General features: G+C 58.3%; 24 protein-coding genes and 2 pseudogenes. 13 read left to right on the top strand and 13 right to left on the bottom strand.

The window, feature by feature from the left end; all coding sequences use genetic code 11:
• Positions 1–18: 18 nt before the first annotated feature.
• Together V5279_RS39220 and V5279_RS39215 are read left to right on the top strand one after the other, a co-directional pair.
• Entirely contained in the window at positions 19–522 is a 504-nt protein-coding gene (locus V5279_RS39220) for a hypothetical protein (protein ID WP_338692228.1), read from the top strand.
• Positions 512–826, top strand: coding sequence for a hypothetical protein (locus V5279_RS39215; protein ID WP_338692227.1), 315 nt, complete (start codon positions 512–514; stop codon positions 824–826). The genes V5279_RS39220 and V5279_RS39215 overlap by 11 nt, the downstream gene beginning before the upstream one ends.
• Here the strand turns inward: V5279_RS39215 and istB are convergent.
• Positions 806–1,669, bottom strand: a complete 864-nt coding sequence (gene istB, locus V5279_RS39210) for an IS21-like element helper ATPase IstB (RefSeq protein ID WP_338687724.1) — start codon at positions 1,667–1,669, stop codon at positions 806–808. The genes V5279_RS39215 and istB overlap by 21 nt on opposite strands.
• A gap of 8 nt (positions 1,670–1,677) precedes the next feature.
• Positions 1,678–3,168, bottom strand: a pseudogene (istA, locus tag V5279_RS39205) (IS21 family transposase); the annotation flags it as partial.
• Between the two features lie 108 nt (positions 3,169–3,276).
• Between istA and V5279_RS39200 the strand changes: the two are divergent.
• The 4 genes from V5279_RS39200 to V5279_RS39185 all read left to right on the top strand — a co-directional run bounded on the left by V5279_RS39200 (position 3,277) and on the right by V5279_RS39185 (position 5,799).
• Complete coding sequence (locus tag V5279_RS39200) at positions 3,277–4,419, top strand: AAA family ATPase (RefSeq protein ID WP_338692226.1); 1,143 nt, start codon at positions 3,277–3,279, stop codon at positions 4,417–4,419.
• Positions 4,368–4,790: a hypothetical protein gene (locus tag V5279_RS39195; protein WP_338692225.1), complete on the top strand. Its 423-nt coding sequence runs from the start codon at positions 4,368–4,370 to the stop codon at positions 4,788–4,790. Before V5279_RS39200 ends, V5279_RS39195 begins: the two co-directional genes overlap by 52 nt.
• 38 nt (positions 4,791–4,828) lie before the next feature.
• A complete protein-coding gene (locus V5279_RS39190) occupies positions 4,829–5,290 on the top strand; it encodes a hypothetical protein (RefSeq protein WP_338692224.1) in 462 nt (153 codons plus the stop codon).
• 83 nt (positions 5,291–5,373) lie between these two features.
• On the top strand, positions 5,374–5,799 hold the full coding sequence (locus V5279_RS39185; protein WP_338692223.1) for a hypothetical protein: 426 nt from the start codon (positions 5,374–5,376) through the stop codon (positions 5,797–5,799).
• A gap of 187 nt (positions 5,800–5,986) precedes the next feature.
• Here V5279_RS39185 and V5279_RS39180 read toward each other — a convergent pair whose 3' ends face one another.
• From V5279_RS39180 to V5279_RS39160, 5 genes and pseudogenes are all read right to left on the bottom strand, one after another.
• A complete protein-coding gene (locus V5279_RS39180; RefSeq protein WP_338692222.1) occupies positions 5,987–6,571 on the bottom strand; it encodes a GIY-YIG nuclease family protein in 585 nt (194 codons plus the stop codon).
• Positions 6,572–6,797: 226 nt separating this feature from the next.
• On the bottom strand, positions 6,798–6,971 hold the full coding sequence (locus V5279_RS39175) for a hypothetical protein (protein ID WP_338692221.1): 174 nt from the start codon (positions 6,969–6,971) through the stop codon (positions 6,798–6,800).
• A gap of 28 nt (positions 6,972–6,999) precedes the next feature.
• Positions 7,000–7,261, bottom strand: a pseudogene (locus V5279_RS39170) (MFS transporter); the annotation flags it as partial.
• 323 nt (positions 7,262–7,584) lie between these two features.
• The gene (locus tag V5279_RS39165; protein WP_338692220.1) at positions 7,585–8,520 is read right to left on the bottom strand and encodes a hypothetical protein; all 936 of its coding nucleotides are present in this window, start codon (positions 8,518–8,520) and stop codon (positions 7,585–7,587) included.
• 29 nt (positions 8,521–8,549) lie between these two features.
• Positions 8,550–11,747 carry a hypothetical protein gene (locus tag V5279_RS39160; protein ID WP_338692219.1) on the bottom strand — a complete coding sequence of 1,066 codons (3,198 nt, stop codon included), beginning with the start codon at positions 11,745–11,747 and terminating at the stop codon, positions 8,550–8,552.
• Between the two features lie 413 nt (positions 11,748–12,160).
• Here V5279_RS39160 and V5279_RS39155 point away from each other — a divergent pair, with 413 nt between their 5' ends.
• The 3 genes from V5279_RS39155 (at position 12,161) to V5279_RS39145 (ending at position 14,302) form a co-directional block, all read left to right on the top strand.
• The gene (locus V5279_RS39155) at positions 12,161–12,907 is read left to right on the top strand and encodes a hypothetical protein (RefSeq protein ID WP_338692218.1); all 747 of its coding nucleotides are present in this window, start codon (positions 12,161–12,163) and stop codon (positions 12,905–12,907) included.
• A gap of 68 nt (positions 12,908–12,975) precedes the next feature.
• On the top strand, positions 12,976–13,761 hold the full coding sequence (locus tag V5279_RS39150; RefSeq protein WP_338692217.1) for a hypothetical protein: 786 nt from the start codon (positions 12,976–12,978) through the stop codon (positions 13,759–13,761).
• Positions 13,762–13,867: 106 nt separating this feature from the next.
• A complete protein-coding gene (locus V5279_RS39145) occupies positions 13,868–14,302 on the top strand; it encodes a hypothetical protein (protein WP_338692216.1) in 435 nt (144 codons plus the stop codon).
• A 30-nt stretch (positions 14,303–14,332) separates the two neighbouring features.
• Here V5279_RS39145 and V5279_RS39140 read toward each other — a convergent pair whose 3' ends face one another.
• The gene (locus V5279_RS39140; RefSeq protein ID WP_338692215.1) at positions 14,333–14,923 is read right to left on the bottom strand and encodes a mobile mystery protein B; all 591 of its coding nucleotides are present in this window, start codon (positions 14,921–14,923) and stop codon (positions 14,333–14,335) included.
• On the bottom strand, positions 14,920–15,372 hold the full coding sequence (locus V5279_RS39135; protein ID WP_338692214.1) for a mobile mystery protein A: 453 nt from the start codon (positions 15,370–15,372) through the stop codon (positions 14,920–14,922). Before V5279_RS39135 ends, V5279_RS39140 begins: the two co-directional genes overlap by 4 nt.
• A gap of 302 nt (positions 15,373–15,674) precedes the next feature.
• Between V5279_RS39135 and V5279_RS39130 the strand changes: the two genes are divergently transcribed.
• The 3 genes from V5279_RS39130 (at position 15,675) to V5279_RS39120 (ending at position 19,895) form a co-directional block, all read left to right on the top strand.
• Positions 15,675–17,258 carry a VPA1262 family N-terminal domain-containing protein gene (locus V5279_RS39130; protein WP_338692213.1) on the top strand — a complete coding sequence of 528 codons (1,584 nt, stop codon included), beginning with the start codon at positions 15,675–15,677 and terminating at the stop codon, positions 17,256–17,258.
• Positions 17,243–18,724, top strand: a complete 1,482-nt coding sequence (locus V5279_RS39125) for a hypothetical protein (protein ID WP_338692212.1) — start codon at positions 17,243–17,245, stop codon at positions 18,722–18,724. The genes V5279_RS39130 and V5279_RS39125 overlap by 16 nt, the downstream gene beginning before the upstream one ends.
• Before the next feature lie 151 nt (positions 18,725–18,875).
• On the top strand, positions 18,876–19,895 hold the full coding sequence (locus tag V5279_RS39120) for a restriction endonuclease (protein ID WP_338692211.1): 1,020 nt from the start codon (positions 18,876–18,878) through the stop codon (positions 19,893–19,895).
• Positions 19,896–19,933: 38 nt separating this feature from the next.
• Here V5279_RS39120 and V5279_RS39115 read toward each other — a convergent pair whose 3' ends face one another.
• The 3 genes from V5279_RS39115 to V5279_RS39105 are packed head-to-tail and all read right to left on the bottom strand — an operon-like array spanning position 19,934 to position 22,417.
• The gene (locus V5279_RS39115) at positions 19,934–20,509 is read right to left on the bottom strand and encodes a hypothetical protein (RefSeq protein WP_338692210.1); all 576 of its coding nucleotides are present in this window, start codon (positions 20,507–20,509) and stop codon (positions 19,934–19,936) included.
• Between the two features lie 5 nt (positions 20,510–20,514).
• Entirely contained in the window at positions 20,515–21,873 is a 1,359-nt protein-coding gene (locus tag V5279_RS39110; RefSeq protein ID WP_338692209.1) for a hypothetical protein, read from the bottom strand.
• On the bottom strand, positions 21,851–22,417 hold the full coding sequence (locus V5279_RS39105; RefSeq protein WP_338692208.1) for a hypothetical protein: 567 nt from the start codon (positions 22,415–22,417) through the stop codon (positions 21,851–21,853). The genes V5279_RS39110 and V5279_RS39105 overlap by 23 nt, the downstream gene beginning before the upstream one ends.
• A gap of 729 nt (positions 22,418–23,146) precedes the next feature.
• Between V5279_RS39105 and V5279_RS39100 the strand changes: the two genes are divergently transcribed.
• Positions 23,147–23,623, top strand: a complete 477-nt coding sequence (locus tag V5279_RS39100) for a hypothetical protein (RefSeq protein ID WP_338692207.1) — start codon at positions 23,147–23,149, stop codon at positions 23,621–23,623.
• 85 nt (positions 23,624–23,708) lie between these two features.
• On the opposite strand, the gene V5279_RS39095 is transcribed toward V5279_RS39100, so the two are convergent.
• Entirely contained in the window at positions 23,709–25,298 is a 1,590-nt protein-coding gene (locus tag V5279_RS39095) for a hypothetical protein (RefSeq protein WP_338692206.1), read from the bottom strand.
• Positions 25,299–25,359 lie beyond the last annotated feature (61 nt).

Below are 25,359 nucleotides of genomic sequence, written 5' to 3'. Positions count from 1 at the left end.
GCATTCAAGGGGGCATGAATGCTGACGAAGTTTATTTCCATCAAGAATATCGGGCGGTTTCGTAATTCCGCGGGTTCACCAAACCCACAATTGTTCAAGCATACGTTCATTTCGGGCGCCAACGGGTTTGGCAAAAGCACGCTGTGTGCCGTCCTACGCTCCCTTCACACCGGGCAGCCCGATCAACTCATCGGCCGAAAATCGCTCGGGATCACGGAGGCCAGCAAGGTCGAGCTTCTGTTTGATACCGGGGTCATCCGGTTCGATGGGGGGCGCTGGAGCGAAGCCAAACCCTCCTTCAGCATCTTTGATGGCGTCTTTGTCGCAGAGAACGTTCACGCCGGTGAAGTCGTCGATGTCGCCCAGAAGCGCAACCTCTACCGGATCATCGTAGGAAGCGCCGGGGTCGGGCTGGCCGAACGTGATTCCGAGCTTGCCGCAGACAGTCGCGCCCGAACGAACCGAGATTTCTGCTTCAACGAGGAGCTTGCAGCCTCATCTCGGCACGGGAATGTCACTTGAGACGTTCCTGAACCTGGAGCCTCAAGCGGACATCGACGCCGAGATTGACAGGCAAGAAGTCGAAGTGGCAGCCCTTACCCATATCGACACGATCCTTGCGCGCCCGGAACTGTCGACGTTCGACCTTCACACGTTTCCGTCGGGAATACGGGAAACGCTGCGCCGAACGCTTGATGGAATTGCTGATGATGCGGAGCGGATGATCGAAAAGCACTTCGCCTCTCACAACATGAAGAACGGTGGCGGCAATTGGGTGTCGACCGGCTTGAATTTCGCCAATGTGTCAATCGGCCTGCAAATTTGACCCCTCATCGGCGTCCAATTTTGACCCCTTCGTGCGGCGGGGTTTGCTGGTAGCGCTCGTCTCGTCGGAGCTGGCCGGGATAGCGGAGGCGAGACGAGCGCGGGTGGCGTGATCGTCGTCTCGGCTCTTGAATCGCCAGCTGTCGTTGCCGGTCTCGACGATGTCGCAGTGATGGGTCAATCGGTCGAGCAGCGCGGTGGTCATTTTGGCGTCGCCGAACACGCTCGGCCATTCGCCGAAGGCGAGATTGGTGGTCACGATGATGGAGGCCCGCTCATAGAGCCGGCTGACGAGGTGGAAGAGAAGCTGTCCACCGGACTGGGCGAAGGGCAAATAGCCGAGTTCATCCAGCACGATGAAGTCCATCCGGGTCAGATGCTCGGCGAGCCGTCCTTGCCGTCCGTTGCGGGTCTCGGTCTCGAGGCGATTGACGAGGTCGACTACGTTGAAGAAGCGGCCGCGGGCACCGGATCGGATGCAGCTTCTGGCGATGGCAATGGCCAGGTGGGTCTTGCCTGTGCCGGTTCCGCCAACCAGCACGACGTTGCGTTGTTGGGCGATGAAGCCGCCGCCAGCGAGATCATTGACGAGCGTCTGATTGATCGGCGTGCCGTCGAACTGGAAGTCGGCGATGTCCTTGGCAAGCGGCAGCTTGGCAATGGTGAGCTGGTATTTGATCGACCTTGCTTGCTTCTCGTTGATCTCGGCGTTGAGCAGGTCGCCGACAATGCGCTGAGGTTCGTGCTGGCGCTTGACGGCGGTTGCCATGATCTCGTCGAAGGCGGCCTTCATGCCGTAGAGCTTCAGTTCGCCCATGAGGTCGAAGATTTGGGTTCGTTCCATCAGATGGTCCTCCGGAGGTTGTCGTAGCGGGCACAATCGGCGATCGGTGCATGACGGAGCGTCAGTGCGGCCGGCGTCATGATGTTGGCCGGTGGGGCGGGTTCACGTTGACGGGCCAGGATATTGAGCACGACATCGGCGGAATGGACGCCATGACCGAGCGCTTCGGCACAGGCCGCTTCCACCGCGGGCAGACCGTCAGTCAGCACCGCGTTGAGGATGTCGACCATCTGCCGATTGCCATCGTCGGTGCTGGCAAGCTTGCGCCGGATCCGCTCGATCGCGGCCGGCAGCACCCAGTCTTTGAAGGGAGCACCGTTGCGCAAGGCGCCGGGTTTGCGGGCGAGCACCGGCACATAATGCCAGGGGTCGTAGACGGTATCGCCGCGGCCAAAGGATCGCGGGTGCTCGGCAACGATGCATCCATCCTGACGGATCACGATGCGATCGGCATAGGCTTGAACCTCGACCGGTCGTCCGACTGCGCTGGCTGCGACCGAGTACTTGTTGTTGTCGAAGCGCACCAGGCAGGTCTTCGAGACCGATGCCGTCACCGCATGGAAGCCGTCGAAGCGGCCGGCATAGGGAACGAGTTTGGGGCGTTCGGCTTCGAACACTTCCCAGATCGTCTGATCGACCAGCTCCGGATGGCGATGAGCCTTGGCGTAGGCGATGCATTTGTCGAGCAGCCAGGCGTTTAACTCGTCGAGGTTTTTGAACCGCAGCCGCGGCGTGAAGAAGCGTTCCCTGACCAGCCCGACCTGGTTCTCGACCTGCCCCTTCTCCCAGCCCGACGCTGGCGTGCAGGCGACCGGATCGACCAGATAGTGGCTGCACATCTGCAGGAAGCGGCGATTGTAGAGACGCCCTTTACCGACGAAGATCGTCTCTACGGCAGTCTTCATGTTGTCGTAGATGCCGCGGGTGCAGGTACCTTTGAACAGGGCGAACGCCCGGTCGTGGGCGTCGAACACCATCTCCTGCGTCTCCCGCGGATAGGCCCGCACGAACAGCATGCGGCTGTGGCAGAGCCGGACATGGGCGGCCTTCACCATTACCGTGGTGCCGCTCAGCAAGACCACCTCGTGGCTCCAGTCGAACTGATAGGCTTCGCCTGGGGCAAAGCTCAGCGGGACATAAGCGGCCGCGGTCGATTGCCCGCGTTCTTTGCTCCACCGCCTGGCGTAACGCCGCACCGCATCGTAACCGCCGTCATAGCCGCGGCCGCGCAGCTCTTCGAAGATCCGGATCAACGTCAGCTGTTCACGAGCCGATTTGGCCGCGTTCGCCGCCAGCAATCCGTCAAGCTCTACTGCCCATCGTCCCAGCTTTGGCCGCGGCTGCACCTGCCGCTCGTACTCGAAGGAGGTCTCTCCCGACCTCAGCACCTTCCGGACCGTGTTCCGCGACACCTTCAGGTCACGGGCGATCTCCTTGATTGTCTTGCCCTTGATGAAGTGCTCGCGCCGGATCCGGGCAATCGTCTCCACGATCAGCATCCCCCACCACCTGCTTCGTTCCAAAGCAGGCAGCGCAACAGACCAATCTGTAGGGGGTCAATTTTGGACGCCGATCCCCCGGCTTAGGGGGTCAATATTGCAGGCCGAATGACAGCCAATGATGACTGTCCTTTTTGCGGGCAGGGGATCGCGGGGCTACCGCTCGTAAAAGCGTTCCGCGCCGTTTTCAGCGACGAATACGCTCGGCTGCACAACGACGTATCGGCTCTGCGCGAGCGTATTACGTCGGACTTTGGGGAAGGCTTCATCGCTACCCAGGCCGCAAAGGCTGAGCGAAACAATTCCGGCGTCGAATTCTGGAAGGAATACGTTTCGTTTGACTGGGACGGCCTCAAGCTGCCGCCGGCATTCGATGACGCGGTCCGAAACCTTCGCCGAGAGCTGCTTGACTTGCTTGATCGCAAGGCGCGCGCTCCCTTGGAGGTGGTTGACGTCCCGCCGACTTGCGAAGCTGCCGTTGAAGCCTATCGCAAGGTTTTCGAGGACCTGGCTGAACTTAATGCAAAGATCGCGCGGGCGAATGCCACGATCGTCGCGAAGAAGCAGGAACTCGGCACGGCTGATCTCGAAGGGGCCAAGCAGCGTCGAAGTCATCTTCAGGCCGTGAAGGCTCGCCATACGCCGACCGTTTCGACGCTGTGCGACGAACACAACAGGTTGGTGGCGGAAAAGGCAGCCATTGATGAAGAACGAGGCGCGATCCGGGCTGAACTCAACGAACATACAAGAACTGTCGTTGCGCCTTACCAGAACCGCATCAACGAGCTTCTCGACCTGTTCAACGCCGGATTCAGGATCGCGCAAACGACCCATAGCTATCCAAGCGGGATAGCGAGCACCTCGTATCAGCTCGTCATCAACGGTACTCCCGTTGATGTTGGTGGCAGCCGCACCCCGGAAACGCAGCCGAGCTTCAAGAATACACTGAGTGCCGGGGACAAGATGACCCTGGCTCTATCGTTCTTCCTGGCCGGTCTGGAGCAGGATGCCGACTTGGCTAACAAGATCGTCGTCTTCGATGATCCCTTCACCAGCCAGGACGTGTACCGGCGCCGGCAGACAGGCCATGAAATCATGCGGGTGGCGCGCGCCTGCAAGCAGCTGATTGTCCTTTCGCACGACCCACCTTTCTCAAACAGCTCTGGGCGAGGGCGCCCTCGTCCGAACGCATCTGCTTCATGCTGTCGGATCACCGGGCGCTCGGAACGAAGCTGGCGGAGGTCGACATAGAGAGGGCATGCCAGGGCCGAACTCTCACCGATACCGACGACCTGCGCAGCTTCGTGTCGAACGGATCGGGCAATCTGCTGGATATAGTGCGCAAAATGCGGGTGGTGCTTGAGGCCTATTGCCGGACCACGTTCCCCAGCTCTTTTCAGGATAATGACTGGCTGGGTGACATGGTGCGCAAGATACGGGAGGGCGGCGCAACCCACCCGGCTGCGGCGCTTTATGACGAGCTCGATCAAATCAATGGTTATTCGGCGGAGTATCATCACGGCGAAGATAACAACGACACCACGCCGGATCAGATCGACGACACCGAACTCAAGGGCTATGTGCGCCGGACGCTGAGGGTCATCAATGCGCTTGAAGCATAGAGGTGCCCTCGTTGGGAGGAGAGAAGGGGCCTTCCATCGTGTCTGAAACCAAGGCGAGTGAAGTCGACTACGATGCACTGCTCGTACTGATCGAGTGCATGGAGCAGATGCCTCCGCTGTCCCGTCAAGAGATCGCTGATTTGTCCGCCAACCAGCATGCTGTGGTCGAGCGAATGGTTGCAACCGGCGAAATCTGGAATCAAGCGTCGTCCGGACCAGCCTTCCTTTCACTGGATGAAGGCGAATTCCGAAATCATCTAAAAGCAATTGATAACGATCTTGGCGAGCAGACGGCCATCGTTGCCGAGTCCTTCGCCAGGTATCTGAAGGTGGGTGAAGTGCCCGCGCCGTACTATCCCTGGCGCATTGCCATCATTCTGCGGCGTGAAAAGAGGCCGGAATTAGAAAAACGATTCCTTGCTGCATGGTGTCAGCATTTTCCCGGTGGAAACGGTGCTCGGTACGGTCAATTGGTCGATCGATTCCGAAAGCTGGGTTAATCGCATTGTCGCATTTAAGATTTTACGATGACTACGCCAAAAAGCAGCGGCCGGCTCGGATTGGTGAGGGTGGGGGAAGCCAAGTGACAAAGATGAACCATGCTCGACCGATTCTGATGCTGATAGACGACTTCAAACGCCGGCGTACAGACACGGGTCTGCTGAGGGTGCAGCAGCAGGAATTCGGCGCTCCGTTCACTCTCGGCGACTTGCCCAAAAAGCTTGATTTTGGCGCGCTCAACGCGGAGCTGATGGAGTTGCGCCAGGACCTGCATCAGGTCGCGTGTTCTGTGCTGGCGCACGTCGAGAAGTACGGCGATGTCAGGCTCATTGATCGTTTGATAGCCGCGGTTCCTGCGATTATGGACACCCACCCCCTCATGGACTGGTTCACCGTATTTGGTCCGGTCGAGTTCGTCGATGGTAAGGTAAAATACAAGGCTCGCAGGCAAAGCGCGATAGAGGTAGCGACGGCGCTGCCCTTTTGGACGATTGCAGCTGAAGAGTAGGACGATCACAGTGCGGTCGTGAACCTAAATGGGGCTCCTTAATGACGACACGACTGCAAATGCCGATAGAAGCTCTGAAAGCAAGGTCTCCGTTTTCCGGGTTGAATGAGCGCGACATTGAGCTGGGTGGCGAGCAAACCCTGCTACTGCCGACCGGCGAACAGGTTCCTTGGTCGGCTAAGAATGCCTAAGCTGCTACGGATAGTCGATCGCGCGGCCACTGATCTTTTGGGAAAAAGCTGCGATACCGGTCGCGCGCGTTGAGCGCCCGGGCCAGATCAGAAAACCACATCGGTCGGCTCCCTCCGGGAAGCTCGTCGCCAATCAAAGGGCGGAGGCCTTCGCGCCGATCCGGCACGAGGACAAAATACATGTCAATGCTGTGCCGATAGTGGACACCATGTCTACCCTCGGAGTTGAAATTATGATTCCGTACGTATGCATTGATGCTGGGGATTTTGGGCGTCCTTGCTCTGTAGGACTCCGGCAGGTTTGGCCGGTAGTATTTTCGTTCGTTCAAGAGATTGTCGAACAGGTTGATCCAGTGAGTTTCGCGTTCGTCGACGACGTTGTATTCACACCGCTCCAGCAATGCGATGCGAACCGGAAAGCCGTCCCGCCATTCGTCGTGCATCCAGCTTCGCACGACGCCTATGCCGTCGTATGGCCCCCGGCGGTGCTGGTCGAAACGCCGATCAGTGGTGCCGGTCGTCAATCCGACGTACCGCACTCCCCCGTCACGACAGGAATATAGCGCATAGATCGAAGCCATCCCGGCTCCCTGAGGGCTATTGTCGCTCCAGGAGATGGGTGTACACGCCTAACTTGTCAATCTAAGACCGGAGCATCTCCAGCCGCCCGGGCGGCGCGTATCGCCTTGCGTCCCGCTTCGCGGCGCGGTGCGTGACTGTCAGTCCGCTGGGCGGGCTAGTGACACGGCTAGCTGCGCCGCAAGCTGCTCAACGAAGAAAGGCGCCCGGAGGCGCCTTTCAATTTCGCTAGGCGGCTTTCATGCGGTAGACCTTGCCGTTCACCTTTGCCGTGCTTGGAATTGAGGTGACCGCGATTTGGTTCGGGTAGAGGTTGCCGCCGACCGACAGGTTGTCGGGCAGTGCGGTGATCGCAGTGCGGCTCAGGTCGAGGCTGCCACCTGGGGAAAAGCACTTCTGCACGTCAGCGCATTCTCGAAACGACAGCTCACGCCGGCGCACCGACGTTCAAACCGATCAGCACCGCCACCCGACGCGGAGGCGATCATCACCGCCGTGATGGCCCGGTGGCGGTCGAATTTCAGCGCGGCTTCGTTGCCGAGAATGCTGGCGGGCACGGAAACGACGGCGAGTACCAAGCTCACGGCGACCGGCGACATCCACGACGGGGCACCTTGGTGCGCCATCACGTAGGTCCAGAATCCCCCCAACCAGGTCCTAACGCCGTAGAGCTCGAAGCAATGCGCGCCGTAAGTGTCTCGATCGTCGACAATCGTGAAAAAACCTGACACTTGCGTCGCAGAATGGACATGGTCAGGGAGCGGAGGAACTCAGAACGGCTCACAAACGGCAGTTGTCGATCTGAAATCAGTCTCAGGCGAGACTCTTGAGTCTCTGGCGTTTCCACTCGCCGCAGTCATTGCTACTATCCCGGCAACCCACAGCGTTTTGCGGGTGATTTGAAGAATGGCGCAGGTCTAGTGGCAAGCATCCAGGTCTCGGTGACCGCAGTCGAAGGCAGGCAGGGCCGCTGTTGAGCTGGCCAGCACCCACGGCGGCTCCACGCAGCGCGGCGCTAAGAAATCTCTACATCGGGCGGCCATGGCCGCTCGGACATCACGTCGGGGTGCCGCGTATCGTTGGCTGCGATACCATGTTCATCCCGAAGCTTGTCGATGGCCTCCAGGCATCTTTTCGCGATGGTCGCTTCCGTCGGCGAACCGTTGAGCAGATCGAAGAGCGCCTTGCGCAAACTTCCTACCGGAGCAGGATAGATGCTGTACGAATTCGAGCCTTCGGCGACAGGCACCTTGTCAACCGCCACGGCTTCTACGGCACGCGCCATCTGCCCATCATAGGCCTGGCTGTTCGCAGCGTACTTCTTGACCATGGCAAGAAGATCTTCGTCGCTTGCCGCTTCGCCAAAGAAATGCTCCAGCATCGTCCGGCCTAGACCGTTGCCAACCGTCTCGTACCGCCTCCTCAAATGAGGCTTCAGCTCAGGAAGGCTTTGCGCATATTTCGCCAATTGGCGGCCGACATGCCACGCGTCGGCACCGTGAGGTTCAGTCCCCAAGATGCGCTCGATAAACAGATCGACGTAGAGGAGCACGGACTCGAGAGTGCCTCGGTTGAGGATCGCCTGCATCCACGCATGCTCGTCGGCGATATCCTTGTGCGCGCGTGCAAGGCTCGTTAGCAGAGCTATACCCGCTGCATCCGGCACGGCGGCTACCGCGGTTAACACGCGTTCCCACCGTTGCGTCCAGTCGCGGCCGTAGAATGCCTTGACCTTTGTCAAGCCATCGAACACGGCATCTGGACGTGTCGTGAATGGCAGCAGCTCAAGCCACGGCTCGATTTCCCAAGTATTTTGCCGCTTGTGCCACGCTGTCGTCGGATCACTCCCCGCCGCGGCCAGCCATTGATCGATTGCGCCCATGACGAGGTCGGCATCAATGATCTGTCCATCCAGAACCATAGCGGCAAGGAGGGTTTGTTTGGCCGCCAAGGGCTGCGGCAAGCCCAAGACACGAGCGATCAGCGCTCATCATGATCCTCGTGCGGCATGCTTAGCGCAACGCGAGCCAAGCTGATTGCGAGCGTTTGGTCCTCTTTCGCCTCCGACTTCGCCAACCGATCTATCGCGGCGAAGATCGGCTTGGCGAGCGCATCCGATGGCTTCGGTCTCGGCGATATCGCGCGAGCCTTGCGTGCTGCCTCTACTTCATCGAACCACGGCCACCGACGATGCCAGCCTGGCTCAGGCACATTGAGTTGCCGGTCCGAAATCGATTTCAGAACGACCGCGGCCGAAAAACCAAACGCCCTGTCTTCAAGATACTGGGTGGCAACGGCGGCCACTTCATCGCCGCCGATGCGGATAAAAGCGGCTCGATATTGATTGTCATAGAGCGTGCTTGCGTCAGATGCCGCCTCGATATTGCCGCGTCTTCTGGCTTCCATGTAGCCAGCGCGCGCCACTCTTAGGCGTAACAGATCTTCGTCCAGCAGCCGCTTTAGGTCGGGCACGAGTTCCGGCAAACCCAAGCGCCCGATCGCGTTCGATACCTCGTTAAGGTCATGTCTTCTTCCGGCCGGCGCTGCAATCACGGTGTCGACCCAGCGTCGCAGACGGTTAATCCATGCGTTCTTAGTTACCGGATCGATCGCCAGCGCCACCTTGCGATCCTCGTGCTCGGCCCCATGGTCAGCGACCAGCGAAGCCAGAGATAAAATGACGCCGAGATCGTCTGAATCCGCCTTCCGCAGGATGGCCGCTGCGAAAATGGGAGCGCGCGTGCCGCGGATTCTATCCTCGAGACGACGGCGCTCCTCACTGAGCGGGCGATCGTTCGGTGCCGCGCGCAAAGCTTGTGCGCACACCAGAAATTTCTCGATCAGTGCGTCGATGGTCTTTGGGCCAGCCATAATCGCAGCGGCATTGAGGTCGCGATTCTCGCAGCTTGCATCGAGAATGGAGTCGGCGATCGGTCTCTCGTCGGTCACATCCAAGTTCAGAAGAAGCTCGGTCGCGCGGTATGGCAGTTCAAGACCAGCCTCCAGGCGTTGACGGAGCCCTTGCGAGACCGCCTGCGGCGCACGCTGTTGCGCGAAATACAGTGAGCCACTTTGCCGGTCGTTGACTCGAAACCGCGGGTCGGCAATCGCGGCCGCGATCGCCGCATCGCGCCCAGAGTCATCGGCGGGCTGTTGAAGAAGAAGGCGCAGCCGCTCCGTTGGTTCAGTCGCCTGTTCAAGAGCCACCATTCGAATGATGCTTAGTTTCTCAGCGATCTCTGCGTCCTGGATATCGTCCGCGTAGGCGCGCCTGGCGACCAGTTCCCACGTCTCTTCGTGTGCAACTGACAGCAAGGCCGCGACATGGCGCTCGGCCAGCCGAAACTGAAGATGTTGGACGACATCCGCCTGGACCTTTGGGCTCGGATCGACCTTCGCCAGTTCGACCGCCAGATCCATTCCGTCCACGCCGCTCTCGCCGGCGATCAACCCGAGCAGGTCTTTCCGCGTGTCCTCGGGAAGCTCGGCGACCTTCGGCTGCACATCGGGACCGAGGACTCCTGGACGAAAGCGCGGCGCGATGCGTAAAGTCGGGATCAGTGTTTGCCTGTCGCTGCTCGACGCGAGCGGCCAAATCTGCGGCGCGAATTCGGGGCGGCCCGTCATGATCATGAAACGCACGGCACGATCCACCCTTTCGGCTCTGTGCCAACGTGCCACGAACGACATGATATCGCTGCCTACGAGATCCCACACTGCTGATGCCGCGCGATAGATCATCTCGGCCGCCAACATAGGATCAATAGGCAAGGCCAGGTGCACGGCATGTGCAACAATCTCGGCATCGCCCTTCTCGCGTGAGAGCCGTTCTGCCGCGAACCAGACGGATTCCTCCCAGGTTGGCTGGTCCAGTATCGCGGCGCGCAGCCGCACGCGGGCGCCGGCGTCGCCCTTGGCGGCCGCCTGCATCAACTCCGTGACCCTGTGGCTGGCATACCATTCCTGGAATTGCTGATGTTGAAACGCGATGCCGCCGCCGGAGCGCATCAAGGTGTGATGGCTTGTCAACGCTTCAAGAACTGAAGCCGGCTCCAGCGGCGCGGCAATCTGACCTTGCTCACGCAGACTGGCGGCCGTGGTGGTCACAATCCGGCGCGCATCGGCCTCGGACATTGTGGTTGGGCCGACAGCATTGAGATGACTCGCCAGCTCCGTCAGAATCTCCGTGTGGCATCCCAGCAGCGCCGAATGCAAGGCCTCGGCATGATCACCCGCCTTCTCATGCTGCTGGACGAACGAGCGCAGCACGGCTTCCTTGGTATCCGGCATGGCGCCTTGTGCGCCGCCGCTAACCAGGGCAGACAGGTACAAAGGCGTCGCGATCAACGCGCGAACGCCTGGCGTCCGCCATGCGTTATCGACCATCTTCCTGCCAGCAGCGCCATCAAGCGCGTCCGCAATCGAAATCTGCTGATCCTCGGACAGCGGTTCGATCTCGACCCGTGGCCCGGATATCGGAACATCGAGTGCTTGCCGCCGCGTCGTGACGATAATGCGCAAATCGGGCCAGTCGCGACGGATCTGCCCGATCTCGATACGCAGTCGCTTGTGGGCGTCGGGAGCAAGCTCGTTCCAACCGTCGAGCAACAGCAGAAGTCGGCCGCGCTGGGCAAGTGCGCCAATCTCGTCGGCGCTCGTCGTCCGGAAAGCAGCGCGTTGATGCAAGCTGGCAAGCAGCCCTGCTGATCCCGCGGACCAATCACCCAGCCTGAAATACAGCGGGACGATCGAATAGGCCGTGAGCGCATGCCCGGCCAGTTGTAGGAGCGTCGTGGTCTTGCCCGTGCCAGGCGGCGCTACGATCGTCACGTCAGGCGCGACCTCGATAGCCAGCGGCAATTTTCCGATGCTGAAAGATGGTGCGGCGCTGTCGCCGTCTATCCTTAGAGTGAGCTCAACTGTCGCACCTGACCAAAGTGGCCCGCGCTTATGCGTTGCAAGGTCGGTTATTGCGGTAGCATGAACCTTCTCGAATATCGTGTCGAACGCGGCATCAACAGGTCGATCATCTGCCGCGATCGCCGCGCTGACGCGTGCAGCCTCCTCGGCAACGGCTGCATTTGGTGCGACAAGCTCGCGGAAAGCCTGTGCTTGCGCGTCATACTTCCATTTGACCAATTGCTCAACGGTAAACTGGTTGGGATCGGCGTCGACCAACCTCCCGCAATTCTGACAAAGCCATAGTCCGTTTTCCTTGCTCCGCCGCGCCTCCGGCGCCTGGGCGGCATTGTAGCGAGGGCCGCCGGGAGAGGCCGCGCAGATGTGTGCCGCCACGCCTATGATGATTGTCCCATCCTGGGCTGCATTGGTGCCGAGAGTCGGTCGCCGGCAGTCGGGATTCGAGCAGCGGTAAGCGACGCCCTTGGCAATCTGGGTAACGGTTTGCTTGGTGAAGTCGTCGCGCACGTGCCGCCCAAAACTCTAGTGGTCGTTTTCCGGCCTCGTGCCAAGAAGAGACGAATCCTTTATAAAGCCAATAACATAGAAAGCCCGCTGCTGCACGCTCACGCGATTGTCGTTGTTTCTTCGCGCGGTGTTGGGCAGAACCGATCATCTCCTCCAGATCATCAATGCCAAAAGTTGTCCCGAGCCAGATCGTAAGCGCCATTGACGGCATGTTCGGCGCCAGCCGAATCGAAGTCGATGCCGGCGCCGTCACATATGTTTACCGCGCCGAAGTCCACGCGCTGCTAGGTCTTCTCGACCAAGTTCCAAGCGAATTGGTCGATCTGGCGACGATGGACTATCTAGAGTATTCGCGATGTCGCGCAGTGCTTGCGACTTCGCTTGCACTCTGGAACGTTGGCGATACTCGGCCTGCACGAGATGTCGGCGGCAAGGACGCTGTCGAGCGAATCCGCCGGCTCATGATGCACTGTCATGACGAGCTGCCCCCGCCAGAGCCTGAACTGCCCTTTATTGCGGACACCGATGTTCGCCTTGGCATCGAGGATCGCATTCGCGCCGCGTGGACCGACTTCAACGCCCGCGAATGGATGGGGGCAACCGTTTTTGCCGGTGCGGCCCTGGAAGCGCTTCTTCTCTGGGCGTTAAAACAGGTCACACTTACGAACACGCCAAAACGGCCGCTCGATCAGATGCATCTCGCTGACCTGATCAGCCTTGCTACGTCAAATGGTGTGATCGATGCCGCGACGGAACAACAGGCAGGCCTTGCCAAAGACGCGCGCAATCTTGTCCATCCCGGCCGAGCGCTGCGGTCGGGCGAGGCCTGCAACAAGGCAACCGCGCTCGCGGCGCTTGCCGCGGTCTATCGCCTCATTGACCAATTAAGAAAGCTAGTGGTCTCGCCTTGAGGGCATATTCACCGCAACGCAGGACTCACTTAACATCTTTCGCTTTATAGAGGCGATCCGAACACAACATGCCAGTTTATGCACGTCGCCGTTTGCAGGCGATGCTCAACGATCTTGCGCCCCTCCTGACCGTGGAAAAGGCCGCCGATCTCCTGGCGAGGTTGGAGCACAAGAACGCGAAGGACGCGCTCGCGGCAGAAGTTGAGTTGAGCCTCCTTTGGAGCATTCAGCAGGTCGCTGATCTCGAAATAGATCCGGTCCTGGCAAATTCCAGCGCTCGGCCAGATGCATTCACGCGCACACTATTTCCGCGTGGTCCTGCGCTCGTTGAAATCAGGACGGTGTCCGACGACACGTTTTCTGGAAAGGACTTGATGAATCGAGCGGCTGACAAGATCGGACATTTTTGTAATCGCCAGCGAAAGAAATCCGGGTCTCACCTCTACTACCGCTTTATGGAGGCGCGGAGACGTGAGGGAGGTCAATTGCGCCGTGTCCGTCGCGTCACAAAGGATTTTGAGCTTACCGCCGTCCTCGAGAAAAAATTGAAAGATTGGGTTACGGCACCCGATTGGCCACATCCTCAAACCCTTCAGCTTACCGACGAACAAATAGACGTCGTTATTGAGTGGCGCAAATTTGTCCATCCCGAAGGACGTGTCTTCTGCTCAATGCCTCCGGTTGCCGATCACATTGAAGATAATCTCGTTTATAGCGCTCTGCGTTCCAAGGAGCGCCAGCTTTCTAAGTCAGAGGCCGGTGTACTCAAGTGCATTTTCTTGGGTGACGCGGGTTGCTACATGCTTCGCGAGCTGAAACTCTTGGCGGTTTTCAGGTCAGCGGCGAACAGGTGATCAATTATTTTCTTCAACGCTCCAGAGTGGACCTTGTTTGCGTATTCTCCCCGTACAGAAATTGGGGATCGTTTATGCCAGCAGGCTCCATTCTCCTGAATGGAAAGTGACTCTCTTTGAACGCGAGCCGTCCGCGCAGCGAGACGCCGAATACGAGAGGCTCAACCGCATCGCGCTAGGATTGCCGCAGCCACAGCTTGAAGGGTACCAAGCGCGTTCCTGGCACAGGCAAGGTCTCTTCGATCCGCAGGGTAAGGGGATTTATCTCGGGACTACCTTCACAACAAAAGGAGGTTTCAACATGTCGATCAGTATCTCGTCGCGTATGGTGCTCGAACTACTGGCTGGTCGCATAACCCAGGAACAATTTCAGAATTATGCGTTCCGGGGCGACAATTGTTTCGAACAGCAGCTCAAAGCTGGCTGCACCATTCAAACGGCCCGCTTGGAAAAAGGAGGGCTGGACGAGGACGACGATCAACTGGTTTTCGAGCTTGAGCCTGACTGGGGTGCGAGACCGCTCCGCAATCCAAAGCTTTAGGGCCTGGTCGGCCTAGCCTGCGGGACGGCCTTACGATCGCGCAAAAGCAACGAGCGGTCCGAGATCATGGTTGTCGGCAGCCCGAAGCGCAGCGATATAGGTCGCACGGGCGGTGCCAGCATTCTGTAAGTCGGCGCCTCCCCATGTGAAGCGTTGGCCGCCAAGCTGCACGATCAACACATCAGCAGCCAATCGTGACCAGCGGCCGTTGCCGTTTGGAAACGGATGTACGGATACCAGGCGGTGATGGAAGCGAACGGCAAGTTCGTCGGGTGGATAGGTGTTGTTCTCGACCCAAAATCTCGCGTCATCGAGCACCTGGCGCAGCGAAACTTCGATCAGGTGTGGCGCGACGCCGAGATTGCGCTCCGTCGTTCGAAATTTGCCTGCCCAGCGCCAGACACGTTCGAACATGCGCCGATGCAAGCTCTTGAGAAAACTTTCCCGCGTCGCAACCTTGCGGCGTCCAAACGCCCACCGGTTTGCCGTAGCAATGTTCTGCTGCTCAAGTTCGTTCAGTTCGCTGCGCAAAGTGATGTGCGTCGGGATGAGATCCTCACGCTCTGCCGGTGACAGCGGTGTCGCGTGATCGTCGGCGGCGTGCAGATCACTATCAGTCATTCGTCATCCCAGAGACGCGCGGGGCGTTTCAACAAATCCTCGATCGCTTGCTCGCGAAGCGCGCGGGCAGCCTGACTGTCCTCCACAGCTTGGTCCTCGAGCCGCATCGTCTGCTCGATAGCTCGTGATTGCCGCTCAGCGACCTCGGCAGCTCGCTTGGCTACAACTTCTGCGAGGGGACGCTCGGGTACAAGCACATAGACCAGCCGGCAGCCGAGGGCCTCAGCCGCGCGTTGAAGCGTATTGAGGGTTACACTGCCGCCTTGCTCGGATTTTTCAAGTTCCACGATGCGTGGCTGCGATACGCCCAGTCTCTTTGCATACTGGGCTGTCGTCATACCGAGCGCGTCCCGGATCGCGCGAATCCAGCCCTTGGGAGGGCGCTGTGTATGCGAAAGCGCGCGGAGCGTGGTAAAGCGGCTGTCGAGATGGCGGATGGCGTCTTTCATACGATAGGGTATAGCATATAGTTAGTTGCCAAATCTATAAGGTATGCCTTATTACAAAGGCAAAACATAATAAGATATAGCTTATAAATAAGACCTGAAATCATAAGAAATATCTTATTGAAATTATTCAGTCTTGGTCGGCAGGGATTGAGTCTTGGCAAAGCGGATTGCTGCATCCAAGGGTTGAGATTGTTCCCTTAATGTTCTATTTTGGCTTGCTGCCGGTCATCGGCTCACATCTGACATCCGCCCATGCTCCCGCGAAGTTGGAATCCCGCCATCGCCAAAAATGAAATAGCCCGGTGCATCGAGCCGGCCTTCTTGGGTTCTACACGCATTTTGAAGTAACCGAGGTTTTCGCCTCGCTGCCTGACCATGCTCAGCCCATCAACATCTTCACGATCCTGGTCGCTGAAGAGAGACTAACGGATGCTCAGGAGCAGCCTAGATATCTGAATCCTGAACGCATTGTACTGCGATCGCTCAAGGGATGGTCATTTGGAATTAAGCGTTATCTGAAACCGATTGCCGAGCTGGTCCCTTCCCTTGACGATCTTTGCTCGAGCGGCATCTGGCACGCTTCCGGACATTCACTAAGCGTCGCCAAGCTGGTCTCTATTCCAGCGCAATTCGTTCCGGCCGAAAACGCCGGCAGTGTCCCTATCAATCGAGTCCTCAAGAACAATTTCTGGTCCGGTTCGCATATCTTCGAATGGGTCGACACGACCAAAACCAGACTAAAGGCATTGTTCGACGATCCGCCCGCCCTACAGGAGCTATCCGAGGCAGTGCGCAAATATGTGCCCATTGGACTGGCTGGCCTGTCGGATCGCGTCGGCAACATCTTGGTGCAATTGCCAGTTACCGTCCTCAAATCGAAGTTTGGAGAGATGCGCGAGACGGGCGAATTGACCGTCGATATCGCCTGGCATCCAAAGGCGCCACCGCGGACGCTGCGCGTGCTTTGCGAGACGGAGGATGACGGCGCGATATCAGGCTTCAATTCCCGAAATCTTGATCAGCCGCAAATACTGTTGCCTATGCAAGACGGAGAGGGACTCCGCCGCGCGGTTTTGTGGGACGAACCAAACGGCCTTTTGCTGGCGGCAAGCGGAGAAATGAGTTTCATCCGCTCTATCGAACTTGCCATGCAGATCGTGGGAGGCGAGCCGCGCGTCTTTTCTGTCCCGAACGCTACGGGCGGCTTTGACAACTATCGCGTTGGCGTGAGTCCGCGACCGGTCAAGAACATCGTGGGCGATGCGTCTTCCAATCCCGTTCGCGAGTGGCGACAGTCCCGCATATATCGCGAGGAGGCAAGCCGATTGCGGCAAAGCCGCGCTTTCAAGCAGTATCTTCCGCAGTCAGGTCAGCAACAGGCGTTGCACGAAGAGGCCATCGAGGATGTGAGATTTCTTATTCGCCAAAATGGACAGGACGCTACGTGGCTTTGGGACCCTTACCTCAGCGCCGACGATATCATCAAGACTCTGTTCCACTGTCCCTACGCCGACGCAGATTTGCGCGCGCTCTCCGATGCACAGGGATTCGAGGCTGAGCAGTCCTCAACGTCGACGTCAAAGACAAGGTTCATTGAGCAGCAACGCGCTTTCTTCACCGGAATAAAGTCAAACTGGAGCAGCCTTCGCCTGGAATTCCGCGCGCGGATTGGTATGGCGGGTTGGTCTTTTCATGATCGGTTTCTCTTGTTCCCGGTGACCCGCACCGGAGCCCAGGTATGGTCCCTTGGAACGTCCGTTAACGGGCTCGGTAAGCAACATCACATCCTCCAGAGAGTCGAAGATGGCCAGTTGATCTGCGATGCGTTCGAAGATCTCTGGCGTCAGCTTGATCAGCCCGAACATCTCGTATGGAAAAAGCCGTGAACAATTCCGGCAATGAGCTTCTTGCCCAAGCGCTCGGCCTCGCCGCGAAGGACGGAGAAGAGCTGACACCCGACAAGCTCGCAACGTTCATCGATGGTTTCGAACAGCCGCTGCGCCTCCTTGAGGACGCTGATCAAGCGGCTCAGCTGTTCCACGCCTTTCATGAACAGTTCAACTTTATCCGGTTGAGTTTTCGACCGCCTTGGCCGCCGGAACAGTCGGTTGACGGTGCTGTCGATCTGACCCGATATGCGTCCCTACTGCGCTGGTTAATCGACGGGATGCGCATATGGGATGCAGCGTCGGATTCGAAGCTTGCACGGCTGACAGCCATGATCGTTGTCGCTCAAACCTGCGATTCCGGGAACGCGCTGTGGAACTTGCTGCCCGATGACATCGGTGCGAACAGCAACCTCGTCAATCAATTGAGCCGCGTTGCCGCATCGATCGATCTCACGATCGTCAGTGCCGGCGGACAACCGCCGCCGATCCGGGAGACCGAAATCGTCGAAGCTTTCTTGAAAGCCGACGCCGAAGGCGACTGGGCCAACATCATCGGTGGCTGGCGTAGATTCCCTCCGATATTTCCAAGCGCCCTCCAAACGCAGACGATGCGCTTCTTGCTTCGCTATGCGAGGCCACAGCTTCTCGCGTGCCTCAACAAAATCCAGAAGACGCCACTCACGTTTATCCTCGCGCAGGTCTTTACACCCGAGCAGTGCCTTCAGTTGGCTTTGGAAAGCGAAAGTCGACGTTTTCAGTTTGCTGCCGTCTACCGCTCTTTCACGGATCAATGGCGATCGCACCGGACGCCAACCTCTAGCGAAACCGCCCTGCTCACAGACCTCCTCATCGAGGTATCGAAGGACCCGTCGTGTTGGGACGGATGGATGCTCGCGCTGGCGCAGCAGCCTGAATTACAGGAGGCTCTCGGCAGAGCTTTGATCCACGTGCCGGATGCCGCCCTCAAAGCGTATGTCGACGCAATTCGTTTGTGGAGCAGATCGGTGCAGCCGAATCCGATGCGCCAGTCCATCACCAATTGCCTCAGAGCGTTTTGTGCCGGAGCCTCGCTCGAGCGGCGATCTGTTCTCTGGACAATCGCATTTGAGCGTTGGCGTGCTTGGCGGTTCAGCGACAATGGCTCGCGCACCGCGATACAGCGGTCGGATCTCGACTATGCGGTCGTCGGGTATGTATTGGAATGCATGACCCAGGATGCGCGGGATCAGGCGGCTACGTCGATATTTCAGCGGATCTCCGTTCTTGAAGATCAATGGCACGAAGGCATTTCAGACATCGTTCATGAATATTATCGTCTGCTGTCCGAACTCCAGCCCTATGCGCATGCATCGCAGGTGGCCCGGAGTGGCGGCGACTGGCTGCCGCAGGCGACACTGTATGTGCCCGACGGCTTACAGAGCTCCTACCTTACGCTTATGTATGGACCGGCGCAGCCGACCTAAAGCGCAAGCTCGGTCAATACATGAAACAACAATCCGTGCGAGTTCATGAGCAAGTCAAATCCCATTTTAACGCCGTCCTTCGTCTTGCCCGCAACGGCATGCTGTGTTCCGCTAAAGCGGAGACGAGAATCGCGATGCGGCAGGGAAAGGAATGACTGCTAAGCGCAAGGGAGACATACTGGAAGATCTCGTCGCGATGATGCACGAGATGCCGGGAGTTGTCGTCGAGAAGCGGAAGAAGCTGCCTGTCTTGAACAGCAAAACAAAACGTCGCCGCGAAATCGATGTTCTGATCACAGCCAATGTGGCGGGGTATCCGGTGCGCTTCGGTTTCGGCTGTAAGAACGAGGCCAAAGCGCTCGGCACTGCGGCTGTAGATGGCTTGATTCGCATTCTTGAGGAAGTCGGCATCCCCGTGCAGCAAGGGATACTTGTCAGCGCCAACGGATATACGACCGACGCGCAAGATGCAGCGAAGTCGCGCGGCATCAGGACGCTTGTCTTCGAAGGTCTCAGTGCGGACCGTCTCAAGCAAGAGATCAGCGCGGCGATGCAGTCCATGGTCTTCTTGCTGATAACGCAAACCTCGCTCAGCGTGTTCCCCTACGTCGAAGGGGGATTCGACGACAATCCGCAGTTCATCAATGCAGCCTTGGACCTGACGGATGAGCCTTCCGGCCTGCAATTGCTTTCGTGCATGGCCTGGCTTTGGATGAAAGGCGCAATTCCCTCGATCATTGGCGAGCACATCATCAGTCTGAAGCCGGAGCGGGAGGAAGCGATGTGGCATGTCATGGCCACGACAACCGTGACCGGTTTGATTGCGTCCATACCGGGCACGTTCAGTCAGAGCGTTCTGCGAAATGTGGAGGCCGGGCAAGTCGAGCGCCTGCACATTGCGGCGAAGTTCGACGAGATCAAGGGGCCGCTTACCCTGGAGCCGGTGACTTCTGAGGAAGCCTTGTCGGCCATCGCCCACAAGGAGCTGATGTCGCTGGTGACGCGGGTTCGCGTCCCGCGGCTGGTGACCGACTTTGGCTACTGGCCACTCTCCGAGGAGGCGATGCAGAAAGCCAAGGCCCTGTTCGACGTGGGCAAGCCGGTAACCTTCGAAGACATTGAGACTTCAAATCTTGCCGATGCTTGGCGGTTCGGGGAGCGTCGCAAATGAACATTTTCGGCGCCATGCGACATCATATTCAATACTTCTCAAACTTGGCTGGCAAATTCCCCAAGCACCGAGCGAGCCGTGCGCAGCGCCTTAAGGGCTAGTGGGTTCGCTATCTCCTTCAGCAAAATCTCTTCTCGAGAGAGTTGAATGGCGAGACGCAGAAGAACAGCCATCGCCTCGCGAACAAGGTCAAGCGTGGGTCCGTCGGCCCAGAAGTCACCAAACTCGCGCTTGCGTGTCTCGCCATGCCATCTGGGGTTCCTCGCATACACCAGCGTACCACCGCGCGGCAGGGCCACGCCGTGCGCGATGTTGTGTCTGATCGTGAAGCCGTCACGTGCTGACTTGCACCACCCTTCAAGCAGTGTCTTTTCATCCCCCGGTGCAAGGTCGGCTGCAAAACGTTCAAGCATTGAAATCAAATCGGTGATCACCCGTGCATCTGTCTCGGGTTTGACGCCCTTCGGATCGATACGCCGGAGCCGCCACAGCGCGCGCTCCAAATAATACTCGATGCTGCCAGCAAAGGTGATGATGGCGGCGAGCTTCGGGCCGATCGACGCACTTAGGCCGAGTTGTTGCTGAATGAAGTCCGCCCTGCCGTATTCCTTCATTGCATCTAGCATAGACAAGCGATCCCATTCAGGAAATTGCGTGATGTCATGCGATCATCCGCACGACGCAAACGCTTCTTTATTACAACTGCTTTATAACTGCGTGCCATTCCGGTTCCGTACATCTTCGAAATGTTGTAGCTCACGCTCGTGCATCCGGATGATCTCCTCGACGGCCTCGATCCGTTTCGCATCACTCTTGCTGAGTCCTGCAAGCATATCCTTCCAGCCCGCAAGATTGCCGCCGAGGCGCTTTCGGATACGCGCCGGGTAATCAAGCCGCTCCACGCGAAGGCGTGAGGATAGACGCCCGACACGACATAGGGCCGCCTTTGGCTTCTCTCGTAGACGTCGCGTTGAGCTGCCCAAAGCGCGATCGCCAGCGCGTTGCCCCAATGTGTATCCAGTATTCGCGTGACCACCTCCGAAGCCTCTATCGGAGTCACCGGAAACAACGTTCCAATGTAAGCGCGTGCACCAGCGAAGTTCATGTCCCCGGCCAGCCTGTGCCACGAGACACAAGCGTTGTTGATGATGACCGGTGTCCCCATGCCAGCTATCGAATGCTGGGCGAAGATGAAGTTGCTGTCAGACATCATCATCGCCGACGAGCCAACAACACGGTCGATCGTTTCTCTCTTGGTGTATTTGAATGTGCTGGGACCGCTATCCATCAGGCGATTGAAATCGTGCACGGCTTCGCCGACATACAACTTGGCCTTCGCGGTTCGATCGGTCCAATCAACACCGTCGAGAGAGACAAAGCGGAAAAAGTGGCCGACCTTCAGTATTTCGGGATCGTCCGTTCGCTGAAAGCCGACGGCCAGGTCCACCACTGTGCGGTTTAGTCCCTCGGAATCCGTATACTCGTAAGTCTGCCGATAGCCCGAGCTATCGCCACAATGCGTCGCGAAAATCAGAAGATCATAGGGGAAGTGCTCCACCATTTCGGAGACGTGCCGCACATTGGCGCCGCGGTCTTCGTAAACGCGGATGAAGGCACGTCGGGGCTCCAGGAGATCGACGGCGGACTTAATCTCCGGCGCCGGCGTCGTGCCGGGATCGACCAGCATCACGACGCCAGTGCCCGGCTGTAACTGCTGCTCCGCCGCGAACCCGTTGACAACGGCAGAGCCCAAATCCGGATACTTGAACAGATGCGTCGAGGGGTATTCAGGATAAGCGAAGCCGTACGGCAGGCTGCCGACGAAGGTTATTGAACCGTATTCGGGCACTGGTATCGAGCCACAAAGATTGAGGAGCTCCTGCGTCAGGCCTGCTTGGGCTTCCTGGGGCGTAAGGCCGGGCCGATCATTGAGTGAGTAGAAGGCCTCGAGAATTTCATGGGCCCGGTCTCTGTCCACTTCCGGGATCAGGAATAATCCGGCGTCCAGGGCGTAAGCGTAGTTCGCCGATGACTTCGGAGATCTCCTCGCCCTGCTCGCATACAACGATGTGACCGCTTTTAGACGGTATCCACTCGTAAGGTAACTGTTTGTCTTCGAACACGATTTCCTGCCCGCCGCGGAGGGCTTTCAGCAGGCCGATACCAATACGGTCGCGACCCCAGGTCAGAATGTCGCGACCACCCGTTCTTGGAATTGCCGAAGCGATATCATCCGAGGATGAAATACGAATGCAGGGAACCTGCCTGCGCGCAGTCAACGATTGGCTGAGCGCCTGGACGGCGCTTTCTGGCAAACCCGCCATGAACGCGGTCTTCGTGCGCGTTCGCCCCATGGCATTGTGCCGCCGCTGCACTTCAAGCTTGCGATCCGGACGTTGCATGCGAGGACCATCGCAAACTGCCACATAATGGCCCGGCATAGCGAGCAACGAAGAGAGCTGCGCCGCAAGCCTGGCGTCGTCTGCGAAAATGAAGCTGGCGGCGAACGGTGGGCTGTTCACGGGTCGCTCATTGCGTTCGCCCCTCGGTTTTGGGCGGGCCTTGGCATTCGGTCATTCTAGGAGAAGTTGCACACCGCCTGCACCATATTTTAGCGATCCAATTGAGCCAATCAACCGACTGAAGTGAGTTCGACGATTGCGAGTTCGACGGCCACTACCGAAGATTCCCACCCAGTATCAAACATTCCACTTCCTCGCGCCGCGCGAGCAGACTATTGCTTGGCACGTCGCGACTGGCGCGCGACCAAGGTCATGCGCATGAATCGAAACCGATCAATCACGAGGGGGCTGTCCGAAGAGGAGCACTATCTCTGCGGTCTTATGGAGATAGGCGAGGCTGTTCTTTGTATTGTCGCGCTAGCCATTCCCTACGATCCGAAGCGTCCTGGAGATGCGAAAGAACGGGATGATCGGCGCTTCGCCCTACGCGTGACAAACGAACTGATGAAGAGGCTCCGTGCGACAGCCATGGCGCCGACTTGCTGGTCGAGGAAGGCTTGCCTCTCTGGAAATACGACCCGCTCACCGCGACGCTGGCCGACGAGGACGACCCTTCGGATTGATGCAAGGAAGACACGCGGGAGCCGGTCACGGCAACGGAGAGCCCTGTCCGCGACAGGTTGCCAAACATTCCCAACCGTTTCGCCCCGATTCCCAATCCTTTCGATCCGGGATCGCGTCCGTTTTCGCTACACCTGAATCTCCTTCACCCACACACAGGAGATCCACATGAAAGTCATCACCATCGGAAAAAAACTGGTGCCCGTCGAGCAGGCCGCGTTCGTCGAGCCCCTCGATCCATCAGCCAATCCGGAGTTCAAGCCCGAGAAGGACTACAAGGGACGTATCGTCATGCTCAATCGGGACATCGTTCTTACCGAACAGACGCCGCAGGAGTTTGCGACGGAACACGAGCTTCACCTGTTCACCGAGGATAGTGTTGCCGTCAATCGGGCCATCGTGTTCAGGATCGAGACCTTCGAGCCGACCGAGAGCTTCAACCCAGCGAAGCCCTACAAGACACGGCTCAAATGGCGGGAGCTGACCGGCGGGGAGCAGAGCAAGCTTCTTCTGACTGAGGCCGAAACCGTCATCGCCGAACTCCTCGACGCGAAGGTAGAACTGGCCAAGGCACCGAAAAGGACCGCGCGCCGCCCGGCGCGTGGCCGCAGCGGATCGCGACGCATGGAAGCGTCCCGCAGCTAAGCTTGCCTGTCAGGACAAGTAGATGATTGGCCCCTGTCGGGTAAAACCCCGGCAGGGGTTTCTTGTTGATCAACGCTTATCCTCGTTAGGACTCCGGATCCGGTGCCATAATGCCGTACCAGTCGGCACTCCAATCGCCGACTTTGATGGGAAGCGACGCAACACTGAAGTCTTGGCCGACTTTCGGCAGATAGTCGCGTTGGCGCAGCCAGTCCATGATGAACGGCAAGCCTTTCTCCTTCAGCTCGCCCATCAGGTGCCAGACCTTCACAATAGGAATGGCCGGGTCCTGGACATCCCCCATGCCAATCCAGTTCACCGAGCCGACAGCGCTCAGAAAGTCATAACTTGCATCGATGCGGAAGAGTTGTTCCAGGCGCGGATCGTGTGTTCGAAAGAGGTCGTTGAGATGCTTTGCCTGCTCAACACCCTTCTTGAGGTCCTTCGTACGATCGCCAATCTCCCTGATCTCGGCCGGCTCAATGAACCATTTCAGCTCAAGGCAGAGACAGCAGCGGTTCCGTCGATCAATAATGGCGCAGTCGACGTCGGTGCTCTGAAGCCTTCCGCTGATAACCTCGAACCCTGTGTCGGTCAGAAAATCTCGGATCTCGCCAACAAGCGCATCTTCCTTCATATCGACCAGGCGCGAGTAGTGATCACGTTCCTCCTTGATCTGATTGAGGAGCGTGCAAAGGTTGCGCTCGACATTCAGATTGAGAAAAACGAACGGCGCGAGCGCGATCTGGTTGTTGCCGAGATCGATAAGCGGTTGCGTCGCAATATCGGGATTGAGTATGCCGCTCGATCCGAAAGTGACGAGATCGAGAATAGCATTCAGGGACTTGTGCGAAACGCCGGTGTATTCGGCAAGCTGGCTGGTCAGGTCATCTCTTTCCAGAAGCCAGACTGAAGATGGATAGCCCAAGCCCTTCATGCGGCCGTTCGCCACCATGGTACGAACCAAGTACCAGCCGTGCATCATGGATTGCAGCGTCACCATGACGGTCCGGAATTCCTTGAGTGAGAAGTTCAAGAAGCGCCAATGGTCGGGGAGGGTGAAACGGCGCGATGTGGGTTCGCGGTGGAAATCGACCAGGCGCGACACAACCTCCCGATCGAACTTGAGCCGAAACCAGGTTTCCTTCAGTTTCGTCCGATCCCGCAAAAGCTTGAAGAGCTCGGCAGGTGGCTGTTCGAGAACCGGATCGTCCCGTCCTTCCTTGCGGATCAGGCGATTGTAGGCTTCGTAAGTCTTGTCGTCTTCGTGCGCGGGCTCGATCAGAAGGCGCTTGCCCTCGACCGACAGCTTCAACTTCTTGCGGTGCCAGAGAGGAAAGATCGTACAGAATTGATCGTAATTTTCGGCCTGCTTTAACCACTGCCACGCATGGCCGTAGTCGTCCGAAACGTAGGAGCGACGAACGGGGCGGCGGCTGTCCTTCCACCGCCGCATGCAAGCCCGCAAGGGATGCGTCAAGGAATTGAGCAGCCGGTCGGAGACCATATGCATCTCCTCATGCGGGCGCTCGGTATGCATCTTGAGGAAGATGTCCTCGTTTACGGCGAGAATCGTCCACATGGCCTGATTGGATGGAAGAGCAAGCAGCGACGAAGATGCAAAAGCCTCGTCAATGGCCCTTTCGGCCTCGATCGTCGCCTGGTCAACCGGCATGCATTCGAACCAATTTGTCCCGAGAGTGCTGCGAAACGATCCTGAAGACCCCGCGTCTCGA

It is taken from the genome of Bradyrhizobium sp. 26S5 (assembly GCF_036923295.1).
GTDB lineage: Bacteria > Pseudomonadota > Alphaproteobacteria > Rhizobiales > Xanthobacteraceae > Bradyrhizobium > Bradyrhizobium septentrionale.
This window is presented reverse-complemented; position numbering and strand designations above follow the sequence as displayed.

What these genes read in the sequence shown, in the direction of transcription:
- V5279_RS39220 (WP_338692228.1), top strand. Translation starts at nt 19, where the DNA reads ATGCTGACGAAGTTTATTTCCATCAAGAATATCGGGCGGTTTCGTAAT.
- V5279_RS39215 (WP_338692227.1), top strand. Translation starts at nt 512, where the DNA reads ATGTCACTTGAGACGTTCCTGAACCTGGAGCCTCAAGCGGACATCGAC.
- istB (WP_338687724.1), bottom strand. Translation starts at nt 1,669, where the DNA reads ATGGAACGAACCCAAATCTTCGACCTCATGGGCGAACTGAAGCTCTAC.
- V5279_RS39200 (WP_338692226.1), top strand. Translation starts at nt 3,277, where the DNA reads ATGACAGCCAATGATGACTGTCCTTTTTGCGGGCAGGGGATCGCGGGG.
- V5279_RS39195 (WP_338692225.1), top strand. Translation starts at nt 4,368, where the DNA reads ATGCTGTCGGATCACCGGGCGCTCGGAACGAAGCTGGCGGAGGTCGAC.
- V5279_RS39180 (WP_338692222.1), bottom strand. Translation starts at nt 6,571, where the DNA reads ATGGCTTCGATCTATGCGCTATATTCCTGTCGTGACGGGGGAGTGCGG.
- V5279_RS39155 (WP_338692218.1), top strand. Translation starts at nt 12,161, where the DNA reads ATGCCAAAAGTTGTCCCGAGCCAGATCGTAAGCGCCATTGACGGCATG.
- V5279_RS39150 (WP_338692217.1), top strand. Translation starts at nt 12,976, where the DNA reads ATGCCAGTTTATGCACGTCGCCGTTTGCAGGCGATGCTCAACGATCTT.
- V5279_RS39140 (WP_338692215.1), bottom strand. Translation starts at nt 14,923, where the DNA reads ATGACTGATAGTGATCTGCACGCCGCCGACGATCACGCGACACCGCTG.
- V5279_RS39135 (WP_338692214.1), bottom strand. Translation starts at nt 15,372, where the DNA reads ATGAAAGACGCCATCCGCCATCTCGACAGCCGCTTTACCACGCTCCGC.
- V5279_RS39125 (WP_338692212.1), top strand. Translation starts at nt 17,243, where the DNA reads ATGGAAAAAGCCGTGAACAATTCCGGCAATGAGCTTCTTGCCCAAGCG.
- V5279_RS39120 (WP_338692211.1), top strand. Translation starts at nt 18,876, where the DNA reads ATGACTGCTAAGCGCAAGGGAGACATACTGGAAGATCTCGTCGCGATG.
- V5279_RS39115 (WP_338692210.1), bottom strand. Translation starts at nt 20,509, where the DNA reads ATGAAGGAATACGGCAGGGCGGACTTCATTCAGCAACAACTCGGCCTA.
- V5279_RS39100 (WP_338692207.1), top strand. Translation starts at nt 23,147, where the DNA reads ATGAAAGTCATCACCATCGGAAAAAAACTGGTGCCCGTCGAGCAGGCC.
- V5279_RS39095 (WP_338692206.1), bottom strand. Translation starts at nt 25,298, where the DNA reads ATGCCGGTTGACCAGGCGACGATCGAGGCCGAAAGGGCCATTGACGAG.